Below are 19050 nucleotides of genomic sequence, written 5' to 3' on the forward strand. Positions count from 1 at the left end.
AAGTTTCAATAGAGTAGAAAGTTCTTCAAATCCCTATTAAGAGACTTCTTTTAATGCAATAAGTTCCATTGGAAGGCAGTTTTTTCAAATAGAATTAAAACATTCTGTGGGTCTTTTGATTATTAGTGATATAGAAATATTTTTTTGAGATAAGCTTTTTTACGATCAATACTTATGTGGATTAGAGTCATTATATTTTTAGTGATAAATTTTGCAGGCCTAGCGATTGGCGGATTTTTTACGGGTGATGGTGTACCGTCTGAATGGTATCAGCAAATGAATAAAGCTCCTTGGACTCCTCCAGGGTGGGTATTCGGTGTTGCATGGACTACAATAATGATTACATTTTCAATATTTTTAGCCAAACTTTATAATAAAGAAAATCGAGTGGTATTTATCGTTTTATATGGAGCTCAGGTAATTCTAAATATCAGTTGGAACCCTGTGTTTTTTTACTATAGAAATACCTTATTTGGCTTAATCATTATTACTGCACTGACGGTACTAATCTATACTTATTTCTTGAATTACTATAAAACGCTTCGTTGGTGGTCATTACTTATTGTACCTTATTTTGTGTGGATTAATATTGCAACGTCTCTCAATGCTTATGTGGTTATTTATAACTAGTGCATAAAAAAAATCCCAACCAAAGCTGATTGGGATTTAAAATAAATCAATCTAATTTTTATTAATTTCCGTAAGCATCTATGATACCTCCGGTCAATCTTACGATCTCTGTGTTTGTTGCAATCAAATTAAAGATGGCTGACAAACGGGAGTTTTGTGCATCCAAATATTGTATTTGAACATCACGAAGGTTAAAGGAGTTAATTTGTCCGTTTCTATATCTTTCAGTTGACATATCTAAGTTCAATTGAGCGGTAGCTACTTGTTCTTCCGCAAGGTCTAATATTTCTCTCTGAAGAACATACGTGTCATAGACCTGCATCATCTGATTATTTAAGCTATGCGACATTTGAGCAGTTTCTATATCTGCAATCTGTTTGTTGATAGTGGCAATCTGCTTGGCTCTTCTTCTACTGCCTCCCATATAAATAGGTAAAGAAAGTGTTACTCCAATAGAACCGTTGATTCCATCCACCATAAAGTTTGGAATATTACCACCTACTGTATATTGGTCTGTGTAATTAAGGCTTGCATTACCCGTTACCTGCGGCATAAAAGCAGCTTTGGCTAATTCAATATCTTTTTGTTTGATAATTTGATTAACGTACTGATTCTTTAATGTGGAGTTGTCTGCATTTAACCTTTCAATTAAGTCTTGAAGCATATAATCTTTTTCAACGGCTTCAAAATCTTCTGTAAGGTTATACTCAACTTGTTCAGCTTCAGGTACACCCATGATAAAATTCAGTTCACGTAGTTTTACTTGAAAAGTATTTTTACGTTCTAAAGCTGTTTTTCTATCCTCAAACCAAGCTATTTTTGCTTGCAAAACATCATATGTTACTTTCTGTCCAAGCTCCTTTTGAGAATTGGTATAATCATAACGTTCTTGTGACAATTGTGCTAAACGTTCTGCAACTTGCATTCTGTTTTGTTCTAGTAATGCTTCATAATACCCCACAATAATATCTTTGATCGTGTTTTCAATTACGATTTGTGCATTGCCTTCAGAAAAGTGTTGTAACTCCTCTAATTGTGCCTTGTTGATCCACACTTGAAAGCCATTGAAGATTGTAAACTGTGTTTTTACATCAGGAGTGATACTTCCTAAACTTGAGTTCACGGCTTGTGACCATTGATGATTCCAGCCAGCATTGACACTTAGTGAAGGATATAAACCAGCGTTCTCTAATGTATTGTTGGTTTTGGCAATCTCTACATTTTGTGCTTCAATACGAATGGAATAATTATTATCCAAACCTTGAGCAATAGCATCCGCTAAGCTCAATGTGATTGTTTGTGCAACGACTTCCTCTTGTTCTTGGGCTGTTACCTGAGAAAAAGTAAACAGAAACAAAAGTGCCGAAATAAATATATTTTTCATTATCATCTTCTTTTATTCCTGCTTGAATTTTGAAATCCAAGCAGGAAATATCTTTTGATCTAATAGGTTTCTAATACTTTGATATCTTCTTGTTGAGCATCTTTTGCTTTCATTGCCTTTGATGCTTCGATTTCAGTGAAGACATTTTCTACTTCTTCTCTTGAAGGTTTTTTACCTGTCAATACCCATTTCTTACCTCTTCTAGCATCATTGATTACTTTTACCAATACCGGAAGAATAGTTAAGATGAAGACCGTACCAATCATGATACCGTAAGCCAATGAGATGGCTACAGGAACAAGGAATCTTGATTGTGGCGAAGTTTCCAAAATCATTGGATACAGACCAATTGTTGTTGTTAGAGTCGTTAATAAGATTGGTCTGAACCTTGATTTACCTGCATTAATCAGTGCATCATCGAATTTCATTCCTGATAACAAGTCCTGATTGAATTTAGAAAGGTAAACTACAGCGTCATTAATAATGGTACCCGAAAGTGCTACCATACCTAACATACTGAACATTGAAATCGTCTGTCCTTCAATACCATGTCCCCACATTGCACCAATAATACCTAGTGGAATCATGGCTAGTACAATTCCTGCTTGGGTGAATGAACGGAAGTGTAACATCAAAATCATAATGATCAACAAGAAGGCAATGGCATAAGTATTGACGAGCTCTTGAGAGTCTTCTTTTGAACTCTTCAATTGCCCTTGATATTCATATCGAACAGATGGGAATAAACCGGCCATCTCAGGCAATACTGTTTTTTCCAAATCTTCAATAATGGGGATAACAGGATCTTGAGCGTTCAGCATATATGCATCAACTTTGATTTCTTTCTCACCGTTGTAATGGTTGATAGCAACGGGACCACGAGTTACATCAAAATCAGCCAAGAGTGAAAGTGGGTACAACCCTTCTACAGTACGAATACGCATTCTTTCAAGATCACCTAATGTGTTTCGGTTCTCCTTCTTATATCTTACATAAATTCTAATTTCATCTTTATTGACCTGCAAACGTTGTGCTTCCGCTCCAAAGAAACCGTTTCTTACTTGAGACATCAACGAAGCCTCTGTAAAGCCTAGTGCATACGCTTTTGGTTTTAAACGTAAGCGAATCTCTTGACCACCAATCTGATTATTGTCCATTACGTTGTAAAGAGACGTGTGCTCATTTAATTCAGCCTTTAAGTAATCTGATGCTTCTTCCAGTTCTTCATAATTATACCCTAGTAAACTGATGGATACAGGTGCACCCCACATGTTATTGGCACCAACAGAAAGTTTACGAGCTGTAGGTTCTTCTCCAATAATCTCATTTACTTTTGCTTTAATCGTGGAAGCATCAATAGGAGAGTCGGTGAGGTCTTCCATAATGACAAAAACCGACCCCGTATGTGTACCGCTTTCGGAACCACTAAACGCACTCCCTAAACTCACAAAAGTATGTTCAAAGAATTCGAAATCTGTATCGTATTCTTTCTTCAATTCCTCATTTGCTTCCCAAACGGCATCTTCATAACGCATTAAATACGTTTTTGTAGTGTCTTGGTGGATACCAGGTTTTAAGGCTAAATCAATATTAAAGAAGTCACCAGGAGGAGATGGAAAGAATGTCAATTCAATGACTCTACCACCAATCAATCCAACAGTAATAATAATAGCAGCTACTGGAATGGAAATTCCAAACCATTTGTGGTCTAATAAGAATCGAAGAATTGGAACATAGATTTTATCTCTGAAAGTAAAGATGACGCTATCTAGTGCTCTTCGAACTTTATTGAATTTTGAATTGTCTTTTCTTGGTGTTAATACTTTTGGAGAACTAACGTGAGCCGGCAATAAGAACATTCCCTCAAATATTGAGAACAACAAACAGAGGATAACCACCAGTGCCATTTCTGCCATCATTTCTAACCCAGATTCTAAAAATAGGAAAGGGAAAAAGGCGATAATTGTGGTAGAAACAGAAGTCAATACGGCAGGGATTACCTCCATTGTACCATCAATTGCGGCGTTGATTGGAGATTTACCCATTTCATAATGCGTAAAGATATTTTCACCAATCACAATACCATCATCCACAAGGATACCAATGATCAAGATCATACCGAAAAGGGAGATCATATTCAAAGTTACACCCATCAGACTGGCAAAGATAAACATACCAAGGAATGAAGATGGAATACCCCAAGCTACCCATAGTGAAAGACGGAAACTTAAGAACAATGAGAGGGTGATCACAACAAGGATAATACCCAATAAACCATTTTCTACTAAAGTATCTAAACGTGTATTTACTACCGAAAGGAAGTCAAAACCAATAATCAATTCAGCATCATCATGAGAAGCATTGAACTCTTCTTTGTACTCATTGATGTACTCCGAAATGTTTTGTAAATCTTCCGTATGTAGTTTGCTGATTTGAATTGAAATAGCATTTTTACCATTCATCCAAACCGCATTTGGAACATCTGCAAATTGGTAATGCACATTGGCTAAATCACCTACTTTAATTACACGTCCATCTGCAGTAGCTCTTACTACAATATCTTTTATATCTTCAGGATTAGAAGAACGGTATCTTGCCAGAACAGCAATTTCTTCTCTTTCATTCTTGATGGTACCACCTGTTATATCAAGGTTGTTATTTGAAATAGCGGTTTTGATATCATCAATACTGATGTTATAACGGCGTAATAAATCTTCATCTACTTCTACAGAAATTTCCGTATTTGGGAAACCCGAAATAGCAATTTGAGAGATTTTACCAGAAGCAAGGAAATCATCTTCTATACGTTGTGCATAGTTTTTCAGATCTCTTAGGTTCTCACCTTTAAGGTCCAAAAACATTGCACTTGTAGTGGCTCTTGTTTTCGAAACCGAAGGTTTTTCAGCACCGGCAGGGAAGTTAGAAATACCATCTACTGCATTTTTCACATCCGTAAGTACCTCATCAATATCTGCTTTCGCTTCAGTTGTCACCGTAACTGTAGCCATATTTTCTGCAGAAACCGAACGTGTTTCTTTAATGCCAGGAATACCTCTGATTTCATTTTCAATCAAGGTAGTTACCCCTTCATCCATTTCTTTTGGAGAAGCACCTTGGTACATTACTGATACTGTAATGATACGTGATTCGATAAGCGGGAAAGATGCCTTTCTCATGCTGTAAGTGGCAATACCTCCTAACAAAATGATAAGAAGTAATGACATATGTGCATAGAAAGGTTTCTCCACAAATGTTGTGATAAGCTTTTTCATATTGAGTTATAATGCGTAGTGATTAGCTTCTGATATTTACTTTCATTCCTTCCTTTCCATTGAAAACGGATTCGGTTACGATCACGTCATCAGAAGAAACCCCTTTGATATAATAGCTGTCACCATTTGTTTTGATGATGTCAATTTCTTTCTGCTTTAATTGCTGGTCTTGCACCACAAAAATGAATTTAGAGTCCGTAATCGCTTCTCTTGGGAGCTCTACCACATCTTTTAATTCTCCTCCTTTAAATTCTACATAAACGAACTGTCCTTCATAGATCATATCATTGCTTTTAGGACTAATTCTAACATAAATTTTAATGGTCTGCGATTGAGGATCGACCACTTTTGCTTTACGGATTACTTTACCGGTAATCGCTGAATGATCTTCAGATTCAGTGACCACATTGACATGATCACCTGATTTGATCCACTTTGCATTTTTAGGTTCAACCTCTACAATTACCTCCAATGCATCAGTTTGACTGATCACACCAATTTCAGCACCTGGAGAAGCAATCGAACCTGCTTCTAAACGTACCGTCTTGAATGTTCCGTTAAAAGGGGCGTAAATATTATATTTTGATAAATTGATTTCAGATTGTTTGATAGAGTAATATTCTGTAATCAAATTTCTTGAGGCTAAGAATAATCGTTCTTGATCAGAGTTGATACTAGGGAGAGCAGGAAGAGGTTTTGCAATATTTACTTGCTTAAAGAAACCATACCATTTGTCATATTCTGATTTATAATCAATTTTAATATCTGGTAGGATAGAAGCAATAGTATTCATAAAACTACTTTTCTGAGATTTTAAAGTAGCTTCAATATCATTGCTGAAAATATGTACTAATTTTTGTCCTTTTCTAAACGTATTACCTTCTTTTAATGCAACATTGGTATTCATAATTCTTCCAGAAACTTCCGTTGAAAGGATATACGTTTTCGCGGCATTTACTCTGCCATAGTAGATTTGGTTATTTTCTACAGTTACGAAATTTGCTTTCTCAGCTTTGATAGATAAAACTTTCTCTTTCTTAATACCTTTAGCGGGAACAGGCTTGTTCTTGAGCATTGTATACGAACTGAAGCTAGCGACGCCTATTAGAACGATAATACCCACAATAGTGATAAGGTGTTTACGAGACATAAAAATTAGATAGTTTGATAATGTTTTGATTTATTTTCAAGCTCGAAATAAATCATTCAGAATGCATAGGCATAATTAAATCAACCAACCAAGACAACCTTTCAACGAACAGTAATATTTAATCAATGATGTTGTTTGTTGAGAGAATAGTGCTATTTATGGATAAAAAATGCAGTTTTGTTGATTGAACTATTTTTTTAATTTTTATATCTATTCTTTTGAAGTAAAATATATTTCAATGAAGGAACGATTTAACTTTTCTATACCAAGTAAAGCAGTATTGCCCTTATGTACTATCGCTTTATTTATTTTCCTATTGAGTACAGACTTCTGGTTGGGTATTCAGTTTGCTTTAATACGTGCAACAATCACAACGGGAATATTCTTATTTGTAGTGGTGACAAACATAGAGTTGTTAGTTCCTCAATTGTTGATTAAGAGAAATCGCAATTTATTCTATGTCATAGCGGCTATTGTATTATATATCGTAGCAATCAAAATATTATTATTTCTTAGCAGGGAAACATTCCATTTATTAGATCCTGAATTGTTTTTTGCTGAACATTTAGAATTGAAAGAAAAATTAAATGGACAGCTTACTTTTGAGTGGATATGGCCTTTTGGTTTTGGCAGTGTATTTATTTTGATTTCAATACTGGTAAGTACGGTTTTAAAGCTAAGTAGTCATGATGAAAAAGAACGCCTGAAGAAAAAAGAATTGGTACAAGGAAAGATTGAAGCAGAGTTGAAGTTTTTAAGATCTCAGATTAACCCTCATTTCTTGTTCAATGCCTTGAATAATATTTACAGTATGTCTTACATGCAAATGCCACAAGCTACTGATAATATAGCAAAGCTCTCAGAGATGCTTCGTTATTTGCTGTATGATTGTAATGAAGAGGTGGTTGCACTAGAAAAAGACATTACTTATTTACATAATTATATAGATTTCCAACAACTGAAAACGGAATCACCCCAAAACATCTCTTTTGTAATTGATATTCAAAATCCTCAATTTAAAATAGCACCCATGCTGTTAGAACCATTTATTGAAAATGCTTTTAAATATAGCAGGTTAGAGGAAAATCCAGAAGGTTTTGTGAACATTGAGTTAAGACAGAAAGAGGAACAACTTACTTTGAAAGTGAGGAATACAGTTACTGATAATGTAAGTAGAATTGCAGTAGGGGGTATTGGTTTAAAAAATGTACAGAAGAGGTTGGACCTTATCTATACTGATGCACATCGGTTAGATATCAATGAGGGAGAACAGGAGTTTGAGGTAATGTTGGAAATCAAAAATAGCTAAAAGTAAAATGAAGATAAAAACAATAATTGTTGACGATGAGCATTTAGCGAGAAGCTTGATAAAAGATTATGCTTCAAAAGTTCCTCAACTGGAAGTACTAGGGACATTTAAAAATGCGATTGAGGCCATGACATTTATGCAGAGTAATGATGTAGATTTGCTCTTCTTGGACATTCAAATGCCTAATTTATCAGGAATTGAGTTTGTAGAAACCATGCAAGCGAAACGTCCTATGATTGTTTTTACGACAGCTTATTCAGAATATGCTATTAAAGGCTTTGAGTTAAATGCGTTTGACTATCTTCTCAAACCCATCACTTTACCACGTTTCTTACAAACTATCAACAAAGTCATTGAGCAGTTTGAATTGATTCAATCCACCCATCAATCTAAAGACGAGCAACAACAATCTACATCTCAAGCCACTTCTTACATAGAAACTAAATCGGATAGCCTTACTATTAAAGCAGATTATAAACTTTATAAGGTGAAGTTTGAGAAGTTGATTTATATGGAAGGGAAGAAAGAATATGTGGCTTTTCATACCAAAGATAAAACGATTTTGGCTTTAGCCTCTTTAAAGAAATTGGAGGATTCTTTAGCCGACAAAGGTTTTATTCGAATTCATAAATCTTATATCGTCAACGTAGATGAAATAGAAACCTTGGAAGGAAATGTATTAGGTTTAGGAGAAGTTGAGTTGCCAGTAGGGCAAAGTTACAGATCTGACTTGTTGAAAATTTTTGAGTAAGCGGTCATTATTATTACACAATACTTTGAATGCCATACATCTGTATTATTTAGGTTGTAAATTAGCTTTTAACGCTGATAATGTGTATATTATGAGACTAAATAAGATTATTAGTAGAGATTTTTTCTATTATCGTATTAATCGCTCATCCTATAACCACTAAATAATTACTAAAATGAATTTTACACCCAAAAGAGTACTCGAAAATCCACATGACGTAAAACCTTACCCTAGTGTAGAGAAGTATATGACTAAACAACTGATTGTTTTTACTCCCGAACAACACATCGAAGAAGCAATGGAAGTGCTGGTTGAAAAGAAAATTTCAGGAGCTCCAGTTGTCAATGAAGATGGTGATTTGGTGGGAATGCTATCAGAAAAAGATTGTTTGCATGTCATTCTTGAAAGCAGATATCTCAATTATCCAGCAAGTCAAGGTAGAGTAAAAGACTATATGACTAAAGCTGTAAGTTCTATTTCCGCAGATAAAGATGTAGTGGAAGTGGCAATGTTGTTCGAGAACTCTTCTTTCAGAAGATATCCGATCACAAAAAATGGAAAATTAATCGGTCAAGTATCGAGAAGAGATATTCTTAGAGCTGCAGTTGATTTAAGCTCTACAACTTGGTAAGTAAAAATCATATATCTAAAATGAGTAATTATAATGCGGTTTCAGGACATGGAATCGCATTTTTTATGTTCAAAAAATAAAACAAAACTAGACGACTTTTGCCCTTAAATATCAATAAAACTAAACATTTTGTAATACGCTTCCTCTTTGAATAAAATCTACTAATTTTGCGGCACAAACATGTACGCTGTTGTCCAATTTTAAATGTGCAACGGCAAATTTCAACTTTACTTTAAAAAACAAAGATTATCAACCAAAAGTTGATTAAGTTAGTAGAGTAAAAACACTATGATATAGCCTAACTATGGATGTAGAAATACTATCACGAATTCAGTTTGCGTTTACCGTTTCATTTCATTACATCTATCCACCTTTAAGTATTGGTATTGGATTGATGTTGGTAATTTCAGAAGGATTATTTTTAAAAACTAAAGACCAAAGGTACGAAGTCCTTACGCGATTTTGGGTAAAAATATTTGCCTTGACTTTTGGTATCGGAGTAGCCACCGGCATTGTAATGGAGTTTGAGTTTGGTACCAATTGGGCCACTTATTCCAGGTATGTTGGTGATATTTTTGGCTCAGCTCTAGCGGCTGAAGGAATATTTGCCTTTGCATTGGAGAGTAGTTTCTTAGGAATTCTGCTTTTTGGTTGGAATAAGGTGAGTCCTAAAGTCCATTTTATGTCAACAGTAGGAGTCTTCTTTGGTTCTATGTTTTCAGCCATTTGGATTGTCGTAGCCAATAGTTGGCAACAGACACCGGCAGGGTATAAAATTGTAGGAGAAGGGATGGAGGCAAGAGCTGAAATCACTGATTTCTGGGAGATGGTTTTCAACCCATCAAGTGTAGAAAGAATTTTACACGTTTGGGTAGGAGCATTTTTAGCAGGAGCCTTTTTATTTATTAGTGTGCACGCTTATTATCTCGTAAGAGACAGACATCAAGAAATTTCAAAACTAGGAATCAAATTAGGTTTAATTGCTGCAACACTATTTTCTTTTGTTCAATTGTTCTTGGGGCATATGTCGGCAGATGGGGTGGCAGAAAATCAACCAGCAAAACTAGCTGCTTTTGAAGGACATTATTATACTGATCATTCAGCAGATTTATATCTTTTTGGTTGGGTAGATCAAGAAAGTAAAGAGGTATACGGCGTGAAAGTACCAGGAGGACTCGCATTTTTGACTCAGTTTAATTTTGATGCTAAAGTAGAAGGGTTGGATGCTTTTCCGGAAGATGAAATCCCTACACAAATCAATGCGGTATTCCAATTTTATCATTTGATGGTGGGTATAGGCATGATGCTGATCGGTTTGTCTGTTTTAGGAACCTTCTATTGGTTCAGAGGAACTTTATTTCAACAGAAATGGCTTTTATGGACTTTTGTTTTTGCGGTAATTTTACCTCAATTAGCCAATCAATTTGGATGGTTTGCAGCAGAAATGGGGAGACAACCTTGGGTAGTATATGGTTTATTAAGAACTTCAGACGCTTTATCTAAAGCAGTGCAAGCAGATCAAGTTTTATTCTCATTGATCATGTTTACCTTTATCTATACACTGTTGTTTATCCTCTTTATTTACCTATTAAATAAGAAGATCAAACATGGCCCATCGGATACACATTTGATTGACCATAGACCGCATCAGCAAGGTATTAATGACTTTTTCTCAGAATAAAAAAATACAACCATGGAAACATTTTTAGGATTAGATTACCCTACACTTTGGTTTTTGGTAGTAGGTGCTTTATTCTCAGGATATGGGATTTTGGATGGCTTCGATTTAGGAGCAGGTGCGATGCACTTATTTATTAAAGGAGACAAAAATAGACGTATTGCTTTAAATGCAGTTGGTCCAGTTTGGGATGGTAATGAAGTATGGTTAGTAATTGGTGGAGGAACCTTGTTTGCAGGTTTCCCTGTTTTTTACGCTACTTTGTTTTCAGCGATGTATATTCCATTTATGCTCTTTATTATGTTTATCATTCTGAGAGCCATTTCTATTGAGTTCAGAAGTAAGGAAGAAATGAAATGGTGGAGAACAATGTGGGATATTTCTTATAGTATTTCCAGCGGAATGATTGCCTTTCTATTGGGTGTTGTTTTAGGAAATGTTTTGAAAGGTTTTCCATTGGATGAAAACTATGAAGCAATAGATCCTCATTTAACGATGTTCTTAAACCCATTTTCAATCCTTGTTGGATTAACAACATTGGCTTTGATGATGATGCATGGAGCTATTTACTTGACATTAAAAACAGAAGGAAGGCTTTTTGATAAAGTAGTGAAGATGTTGGAGAAATGTATGATCGGTTTTATAGTGATGTTTGGTATTTTGAGTGTTTTTACCTTAATATTTCAACCTCATTTAGCAGAACGTTTTAAAGACCATCCGTCATTATTTTTCTTGCCATTGACAGCGATTCTAGCCATTGCAAATATTCCACGTTTGGCAAGGAAAAAGAAATATATGCAGGCGTTTATATTTTCTTCTTTGACTTTCAGTTTACTTTTAATTTTAGTTGCAGTTCAATTATTTCCAAACTTATTGATTGCTTCTAATGACCCGAACAATTCCATCACAATTTATAATGCAGCAGCTTCTCAAAAAGGATTAGGGTTGATGCTGACGATTGCGGCAATAGGTACACCTTTGGTATTGGCTTATACATTTATTGTGTATAAAATATTCTGGGGAAAAGTGAAGTTGGATGAGCATAGTTATTAGATTACTTTTCATAAAAATAAAAAAATGCCTCCGCTTTCAATATCGAAAACGGAGGCATTTTTTATTATTGCTATTGATGACTAGTAGCGTGTAGTACCCATCAAATAATGCTTCACATAATCTTCTACACCTTCTTCCAAAGAAGTAAAAGGCTTGTCGTAACCAATCTTTCTTAGCTTTTCCATAGTCGCTTCAGTGAAGTATTGGTATTTATCTCTGATATCTTCAGGAGTAGGGATATAGGAAATATTTTCGTCCTTACCCATTGCTTTAAAAGTAGCTTTAGTAAGGTCCAAGAAGGTTCTAGCCTCACCAGTACCCACATTATAAATACCTGAATTTTTAGCTTGACGGTGGTACATCAAGAACATCATGATTTCAACTACATCTTTGACATAAACGAAATCCCTTTGTTGCTCTCCATCTTTGTAATCAGGATTATGCGATTGGAAAAGTTTCATTCCATCCGTTTTGCTGATCTGATTAAAAGCGTGGAAAACCACTGAAGCCATTCTTTCTTTATGGAATTCATTTGGACCGTAAACATTGAAGAACTTCAATCCTGCCCAAAACATAGGTTTTTTCTCTTGTTCTAAAGCCCAAATGTCAAACTCATTTTTTGACTCGCCATAAGGGTTCAAAGGCTTTAAATCAGGGATTATAGTTTCGCTATCTTCGTAGCCTAACTCACCTAAACCATAAGTAGCAGCAGAAGAAGCATAAACTAAAGGAATAGCATACTTAATGGTAGCATTCCACATTTTCTTTGTGTAATCAGTATTCAAATGAGCAAGAATATCTCTATTGAATTCGGCTGTACTAGTTCTAGCTCCTAAGTGAAAAATAAACTCAACTTCTAAGTGGTTTTTATCTAACCACTCAAAGAATTCTTCTCTTTCCACTTTCTCCAAGATTTTTTTCCCTTCAAGGTTTTTATTTTTCTCAGGAAATGAAAAATCGTCTACTGCAACGATATGATTGAAGTTATCTTCATTCAATCTAGAAATCATACAGCTACCGATAAATCCGGCAGCACCTGTTACAACTATCATTGTTCTATATTTTTAATTTTTTACGAAGATAACGGATCATTTCCTTAGACCAACAAAATAGGCAGAATTAGTTTTTAATGACCTTGAATTCCGTTCTTCTGTTTTGTGCCTTCCCTTCATCGGTTTTATTATCCGCTACAGGGTTTTCCTCACCAAATCCTTTACTTACAAGGCGTTCTTTGGCAATACCGGCCTCAATTAAGTAGTTCACTATCGCGTCTGCTCTTTTTTGAGAGAGCATCATATTGATATCATAATCACCCGTATTGTCAGTATAACCCTCAATTTGAACTACAATATTGGAGTTGACTTTCAAAAAGGATAATACATTTTCAAGCTCATTAATAGATGCTTTTTTGATTTTACTGGAATTGGTATCGAAAAATATATTGTTTAATGTGATGTTATGATTGATTACAATTGGGTCAAGGTAAATAATATAATCGCTCTTTAACGAATCAATGTGCACTTTTCGAGAGAAGAGGTCAAAACCTTTTTTGACAATATTGATTCCGAATGTATGATCGTTAGGAATTGCATTAATATCAGCGATACCATTAGTATCTGTTTCTATTTTTCTTAAAACTATATTTTCGGGGAAAGTATAGATTATGATTTTAGCATTCGATAACTGACTAGAATCTTTTTTACTAAGCACATGCAAATGCGTGTCTAATAAATTTTCATTGAGAATAGAATCTAATGCTTGAAATTGAGGGACTTGTTCAACAATAGATTGTTCTATTTCCTGTTTTTCTACTTGGTATGAAGAAGAGTAAATATCAAATCTACCTTTCCCTCCAGGTCGGTCGGAGCTAAATAAAATTAGACTACCGTCATCATTTGTACTTGGAGTTTTTTCATTATATGCAGAGTTTATAGGTCTTGGTAGGCCTATAGGTTTCGACCAACTATGTTCACCTGTTTTGGTCGCTTGGAAAATATCATAACCACCAATACTATTAGGTCCATCTGTAGCAAAAAAAAGTGTGTCTCCATTAGTAGAGAAGAAAGGATCAATTTCATTTCCTTTTGAATTCACATTCTCTACTAAAATAGGTTCAACCCACTTCTTTCCATTTCTTTTAGTGTAATATAGATTGAAAACGCCATCCTTTCTTTTCGAAGAAAAATAAAAAGCTTTTCCATCTGGAGTGAAAGTGCCGCCGATTACTTGGTAAAAGTAATTGTTGATAGGTGAAGGAAGTTTCTTTTTATTTTGAGGTAGTTTAACTTCTTCATTTAAATCAATTTTAGCATAATACAGTCGTCCAACACCAAAGCCATGATAAACAACCATCGTTTTTCCTGATTTTGAAATCGATGAAATACCGCTATTTCCTTTAATGTTGATTGACCTATCATTTAAGATTTTGCTTTCTTGAAACTGACCTTCTTCGAAGAAAGAATAATAGATATTTGTACTTTCCTCATGAATACTACTTAACGATTTTCTATTTGAAGAAAAGAAAAGTTGTGTTGAATTTGGGATAAATAGAGGTGAAAAATCATCATATGTAGAATTTAAACTTTCTCTATTGTCAATCTGATATTTTGCGGATTGTGATTGAAGCAATGCATTGGCCTGTTTCATAAGTTTTTCAATATGCTTTTTATCAGGCGATGCAGGAGAGGCATATTCATCAATATATTTTTGGTAGAAGAATAACGCTTTTTCAGCATTTTCTAAATAATGATTTATTCTTGCATTAAGGTAAAGAGTAGGTAATGTTATTTTGAGTTGATAAGCTTTTGTAGCAAAAGAATCAGCGGCTATTAAGCTCCCTTTTTGCAGGTAACAATAACCTAATTGATAATTCACATCGCTGATATTGGAACAAAAATTATTTACTTTTTCATAATAGTAAATTGCACTATCCAAGTTGTTGTACTCATTGAGCCAATTTTCTCCAATTTTAAAGTTTTGTTTTGCAACATTCAATGCCTTGGTTTTCTTAGGAAAGAAAGTCTTGGTCAAAGTTGAATCATACTGGCAAAAGGCAGAGATAGAGCAATAGATGAATAAGAAAAAACTAAAGAGAAATCTCAACATATTACAACAGGTATTGGTGATTTTATTTTTCAATCGAAAATGTAAGAATAAATATAATTCACTTTTTTATAAAGTTAAATTCTAGCTTTGAAATAAAACAAAAACGCTCATTAAAATTCAATTCATGAAATCAATTTTAAATGAAAATGAATAGAATAGTACTATTCGAAGATATTACATGTATTATTCAGTTATTTTATATAAAAGCGCATATTTTTTTGTCTTTCCCCCGTACCTATTTGTTATAAAGTTGATAGTAAATAAAAAATTAAATTCCCCATGAAAGCATTAATAAAAATTTTAGCATTGATTTTCTTAATTGGTCTATTTTCAATGTTAAATGCTATGCAGAGTGGAGAGGAAGGAGATATTACTGTCAAAGCAAATAAATCATCAATTGATGTAATTTCTGTAGAATAATCCATTATCAAATATAAGAATCATAACTCAAGACTGTTTTCTGTAATAAATAGAAGTCCTAGATGCATGGCTCGCAGCTAGGACTTTATTTTTGTCTAAATGTTGAAGCAGTAGTATAATCATTTCTGATTGGTACTACTGCTTCTTTTTTTAGTGAGCAATTAAAACTTTATGATAAGAAGTAACTCCGTCTTTTTGGATTAATTCCAGTAAGTAAACACCATTTCGTAGTGACTTCGTAGGTACTTCAAAGCTATTTTGATTCTGAGTGAAATCAACATTTATTGTCACACCTGATGTAGTAATCAAGTTGATTTTATCCACCTGTATAAAGGCATCAAATGTGATATTTAATAATTGATTTGCAGGTTGAGGATACAAACTAATCAAATCTTCAAGTGATTCATCAAGATTAGTGATAATATCAGACGGTAGAACCGTAACCATTTCAGAAGTTGCTGTACATCCAGCTTCATTTACAACTTCAACTGTATAATTACCACTTACCAGTTTAGGGATAATAGTACCACTTTCTTCGATTAATTCCCCATCAACATACCAGAAGTATTGTAAGTCAGTATTCACAACATCTACCATTAGAGAATCCTCTAAATTGACAATAGATGGAGTTGTTAAAGCTGTCGATATTCTTACTTCTATACTATCAGAAAAGGCTGTACATCCTTCCGTATTTTGAACTTTTACAGAATACTTACCGGCTTCATGAACACTTACAACTGCTGTATTGAGTAATGGAAGCAGTTCGTTATCCTTATACCAGATATAAGTAAGGTCTCCAGTGTCGCTCAATGCTTCCACTTGAACATCTATTTCATCTCCTTCGCAGAACCATTCATTAGAGTTGGTTTGTAGACTTACGGCTAAATTATCACCGCAATTAATACCAATACTAATTTGTACTGTTTGGATCGAAAGTTCTGTCCAATAAGGGTGTGAAACAAAACAAGTATATACTCCAGCATCAGCATTTTTCATATCCACAAGATTGATGTCTTTTGTCTGAAGTGAATTAATGATCACACCATCTTTAAACCAGATGTAGATAAGATCATCACTTTCGAAGTTATGAGAATAACTGTAGCTTTCACCTTGGATCATTGCCACATTCTCATATTGGATTTCAAATCTTTGCGGAGAATAATTCACAAACTCTTTCTGATACCCTTCTAGATCATCATAGAATAATATGTTATCTGCAATATTGACGATGATATCATTTGGAATGTTTGCCAATGAAGAAATTGAGTTAGTGTACAACAATAATTCTTCAACACTTGAAGGAAGCTCCATTGTCCATTCTGTTAAGTTGTTTCTTGAGAAATCTAATTTCTTCAGATTAACTAAACTAGCAAAGTTGGTAGAAATCACTTCAATATTATTTCCAGCTAATGATAGATCAATTAGATTCAATAGATTATCTAATTCACTTCCAATTGAACTGATATTGTTATCGTCGGCAATGAAATATCTTAAATTTAAGTTTCCACTTATGTCAGGAATTACCGTTAAGTTGTTTAAGCTAAGCCATAAAGTTGTAAGGTTACTTAATTGGCTTAATCCCATTACATCATTATCCTCTAAGTTATTATCCGATAAATCAAGATATTCCAATGAGTTGAGATTCCATAAGTTTTCACTGATATGTGAGATATTACTATTGTATAATTTAAGCGTTTCTAATGCTTCAAATTGAGAGATCAGACTTGGAAGAGAATCTTCACCGTTTAGCTCATGTAAGAATAAAGAAGTGATCTCACCGTCGAGGTTATATTCCATTCTTGGCCAATCAATAATTCTTGTGTTATCATCAAATTCAACATTCATTCTTGTGAAAAGTTGATGAAGTGCAACAGAATCCTGTTCAGAGATCAAACTCTTATAATTCAGCGTAACTTCTCCGATTAATAATTCCAGTTCATCCCAAATTGTATTCGGATCACTTTCAATCAATTGATAGACTCCTTCTTTCGTTGGATCAAATGATAAAACTTCAAGGATTGCATTATTGGATTTACTTAGTGTATCACCATTTAGTACCCATGCATATTCTTTTGTATTATCTGAAGTATACTCTTTATTGAAATTATCGTATTGAGTTACGAAATAACTCTCAATAAATGGGGTAGTCAATTGAGGATTGTAAGTTGTGATTTCGAATAACGCATCAATTGAGGCTAAATCTTCAAAGTCTAAGTAATTGTTTTCAATATTAAGAGAGGTGAGGTGCTCAAATACAAGTAGTTGTGAAGGTAAACTACTCAATGTATTTGTGTTATCATCATTGATATTGAAGTTTGAAAGATCTAATCCTGTTACTCTACCGTAATTATCAATGACTACACGGTCAGGTAACCATGTTCTAAACTCAGTTGAAGGGTCGTAAGCAGTATGACCTATTTCAGTAAACATCTGATGTAACAATAGAGAATCTTCTTGACCAAGTGTAAATAGAAGGTCAATTTGTTTTATGAAAATACTCAAGTTGCTTACAGCATCAGAAGTAACATTTAATCTATAACTATCTGCATTACTACTTTCCATAAATGAAACTTCGAGTAATGACGTCTGACTTTCGGTAACTTCATTACTAACTCTAGTCCATGAATAATTAATAGCACTTTCATCTTCTAATACTCCATCAAAGCTAAAACTACCGCCATACGTCACTGTCGCTGTTTCCGTATCTGCTCCGCTATACGTCTGCCCTGCATAACTGCTGATGTACTCGCTATTATCAATAAGATCATCGAAGAATAGGAAGTTGTTGTCAACATTGAATTGCGTTTTTTGATCATTGGCATTCGTAAATGAAGTGAGTGTCACATCCTCCAATTGGTTATCAGCAAGATTTACCGTTTCTAAATACCCGAAGTTTGCAATCGTTAGGCTCGTTGGCAAGCTTGTTAAAGCTCTATTCGAAAGATCAATGTCGATCACTCTACCGTAGTTGTCAATTTGCGTAGCAACCGGGTTACCGTCATTATCCACCCAATCACGCATTTCAATTGCTTTATCAGGTGTAGTTCCTAACTCTACGAATAAGTTGTATAACGCTACTGAATCTTCTTGACCTAGTGTAAACAGAAGGTCAATTTGTTTTGTGAAGATCGTTAGGCCGGTAATTGAAGTTGAAGTGATATTTAATCTATAACTATCTGCATTGTCACTTGTCATTGAAGGAATGCTCAGTAGAGAAGCAGAACTTTCTGTCGATCCATCACTAACTTTCGTCCAATTATATTCTAGAGAAGCGATTTCAAATCCTCCATCATAAGAGTAAGAGTCTCCGAAAGTGACTGTAGCTGTTTCCGTATCTGCTCCGCTATACGTCTGCCCTGCATAACTGCTGATGTACTCGCTATTATCAATAAGATCATCGAAGAATAGGAAGTTGTTGTCAACATTGAATTGCGTTTTTTGATCATTGGCATTATCAAAAGTAGTTAATGCGACATCTTCCAATTGGTTATCAGCAAGATTTACCGTTTCTAAATACCCGAAGTTTGCAATCGTTAGACTTGTTGGCAAGCTCGTTAAATCTCTATTTGAAAGATCAAGGTCTATTACTCTACCGTAGTCGTCAATTTGAGTAGCTACTGGGTTACCATCATTATCCACCCAATTACGCATTTCAATTGCTTTGTCC

13 protein-coding genes are annotated in these 19050 nt (G+C 34.5%); 7 read left to right on the plus strand and 6 right to left on the minus strand.

The genetic code is table 11. From position 1 onward, the window contains the following. The first annotated feature begins 174 nt into the window (after positions 1-174). Positions 175-630 (plus strand): TspO/MBR family protein, encoded by a 456-nt coding sequence (locus PL77_RS17835; RefSeq protein ID WP_044208297.1) that lies wholly within the window; start codon positions 175-177, stop codon positions 628-630. A 61-nt stretch (positions 631-691) separates the two neighbouring features. Here the strand turns inward: PL77_RS17835 and PL77_RS17840 are convergent, their stop codons facing one another. The 3 genes from PL77_RS17840 to PL77_RS17850 are packed head-to-tail and all read right to left on the minus strand — an operon-like array spanning position 692 to position 6436. Further along, complete coding sequence (locus PL77_RS17840) at positions 692-2014, minus strand: TolC family protein (RefSeq protein ID WP_172665893.1); 1323 nt, start codon at positions 2012-2014, stop codon at positions 692-694. Positions 2015-2073: 59 nt separating this feature from the next. Further along, positions 2074-5286: an efflux RND transporter permease subunit gene (locus PL77_RS17845; RefSeq protein ID WP_044208303.1), complete on the minus strand. Its 3213-nt coding sequence runs from the start codon at positions 5284-5286 to the stop codon at positions 2074-2076. Positions 5287-5308: 22 nt separating this feature from the next. After that, on the minus strand, positions 5309-6436 hold the full coding sequence (locus PL77_RS17850; RefSeq protein ID WP_082026614.1) for an efflux RND transporter periplasmic adaptor subunit: 1128 nt from the start codon (positions 6434-6436) through the stop codon (positions 5309-5311). Positions 6437-6674: 238 nt separating this feature from the next. Here PL77_RS17850 and PL77_RS30760 point away from each other — a divergent pair, with 238 nt between their 5' ends. The 5 genes from PL77_RS30760 to cydB all read left to right on the plus strand — a co-directional run bounded on the left by PL77_RS30760 (position 6675) and on the right by cydB (position 11858). Continuing rightward, positions 6675-7745, plus strand: coding sequence for a sensor histidine kinase (locus PL77_RS30760; protein ID WP_156152414.1), 1071 nt, complete (start codon positions 6675-6677; stop codon positions 7743-7745). 7 nt (positions 7746-7752) lie between these two features. Then, entirely contained in the window at positions 7753-8496 is a 744-nt protein-coding gene (locus PL77_RS17860; RefSeq protein ID WP_044208307.1) for a LytTR family DNA-binding domain-containing protein, read from the plus strand. A gap of 175 nt (positions 8497-8671) precedes the next feature. After that, the gene (locus tag PL77_RS17865) at positions 8672-9127 is read left to right on the plus strand and encodes a CBS domain-containing protein (protein WP_044208309.1); all 456 of its coding nucleotides are present in this window, start codon (positions 8672-8674) and stop codon (positions 9125-9127) included. A 304-nt stretch (positions 9128-9431) separates the two neighbouring features. Continuing rightward, entirely contained in the window at positions 9432-10808 is a 1377-nt protein-coding gene (locus PL77_RS17870; RefSeq protein ID WP_044208312.1) for a cytochrome ubiquinol oxidase subunit I, read from the plus strand. Positions 10809-10820: 12 nt separating this feature from the next. After that, positions 10821-11858 carry a cytochrome d ubiquinol oxidase subunit II gene (gene cydB, locus PL77_RS17875; RefSeq protein ID WP_044208314.1) on the plus strand — a complete coding sequence of 346 codons (1038 nt, stop codon included), beginning with the start codon at positions 10821-10823 and terminating at the stop codon, positions 11856-11858. A gap of 80 nt (positions 11859-11938) precedes the next feature. Here cydB and rfaD read toward each other — a convergent pair whose 3' ends face one another. Further along, positions 11939-12910 (minus strand): ADP-glyceromanno-heptose 6-epimerase, encoded by a 972-nt coding sequence (gene rfaD / locus PL77_RS17880; RefSeq protein WP_044208316.1) that lies wholly within the window; start codon positions 12908-12910, stop codon positions 11939-11941. A gap of 67 nt (positions 12911-12977) precedes the next feature. Continuing rightward, positions 12978-14888 (minus strand): OmpA family protein, encoded by a 1911-nt coding sequence (locus PL77_RS17885; protein WP_044208318.1) that lies wholly within the window; start codon positions 14886-14888, stop codon positions 12978-12980. Positions 14889-15242: 354 nt separating this feature from the next. Between PL77_RS17885 and PL77_RS31805 the strand changes: the two genes are divergently transcribed. After that, complete coding sequence (locus PL77_RS31805; RefSeq protein WP_156152415.1) at positions 15243-15383, plus strand: hypothetical protein; 141 nt, start codon at positions 15243-15245, stop codon at positions 15381-15383. 150 nt (positions 15384-15533) lie between these two features. On the opposite strand, the gene PL77_RS17890 is transcribed toward PL77_RS31805, so the two are convergent. Then, positions 15534-19050 (minus strand): T9SS type A sorting domain-containing protein (locus PL77_RS17890; RefSeq protein ID WP_216595919.1); only part of this gene is annotated, 3517 nt, incomplete at its 5' end.

This window comes from Flammeovirga sp. OC4 (assembly GCF_000812565.1).
GTDB lineage: Bacteria > Bacteroidota > Bacteroidia > Cytophagales > Flammeovirgaceae > Flammeovirga.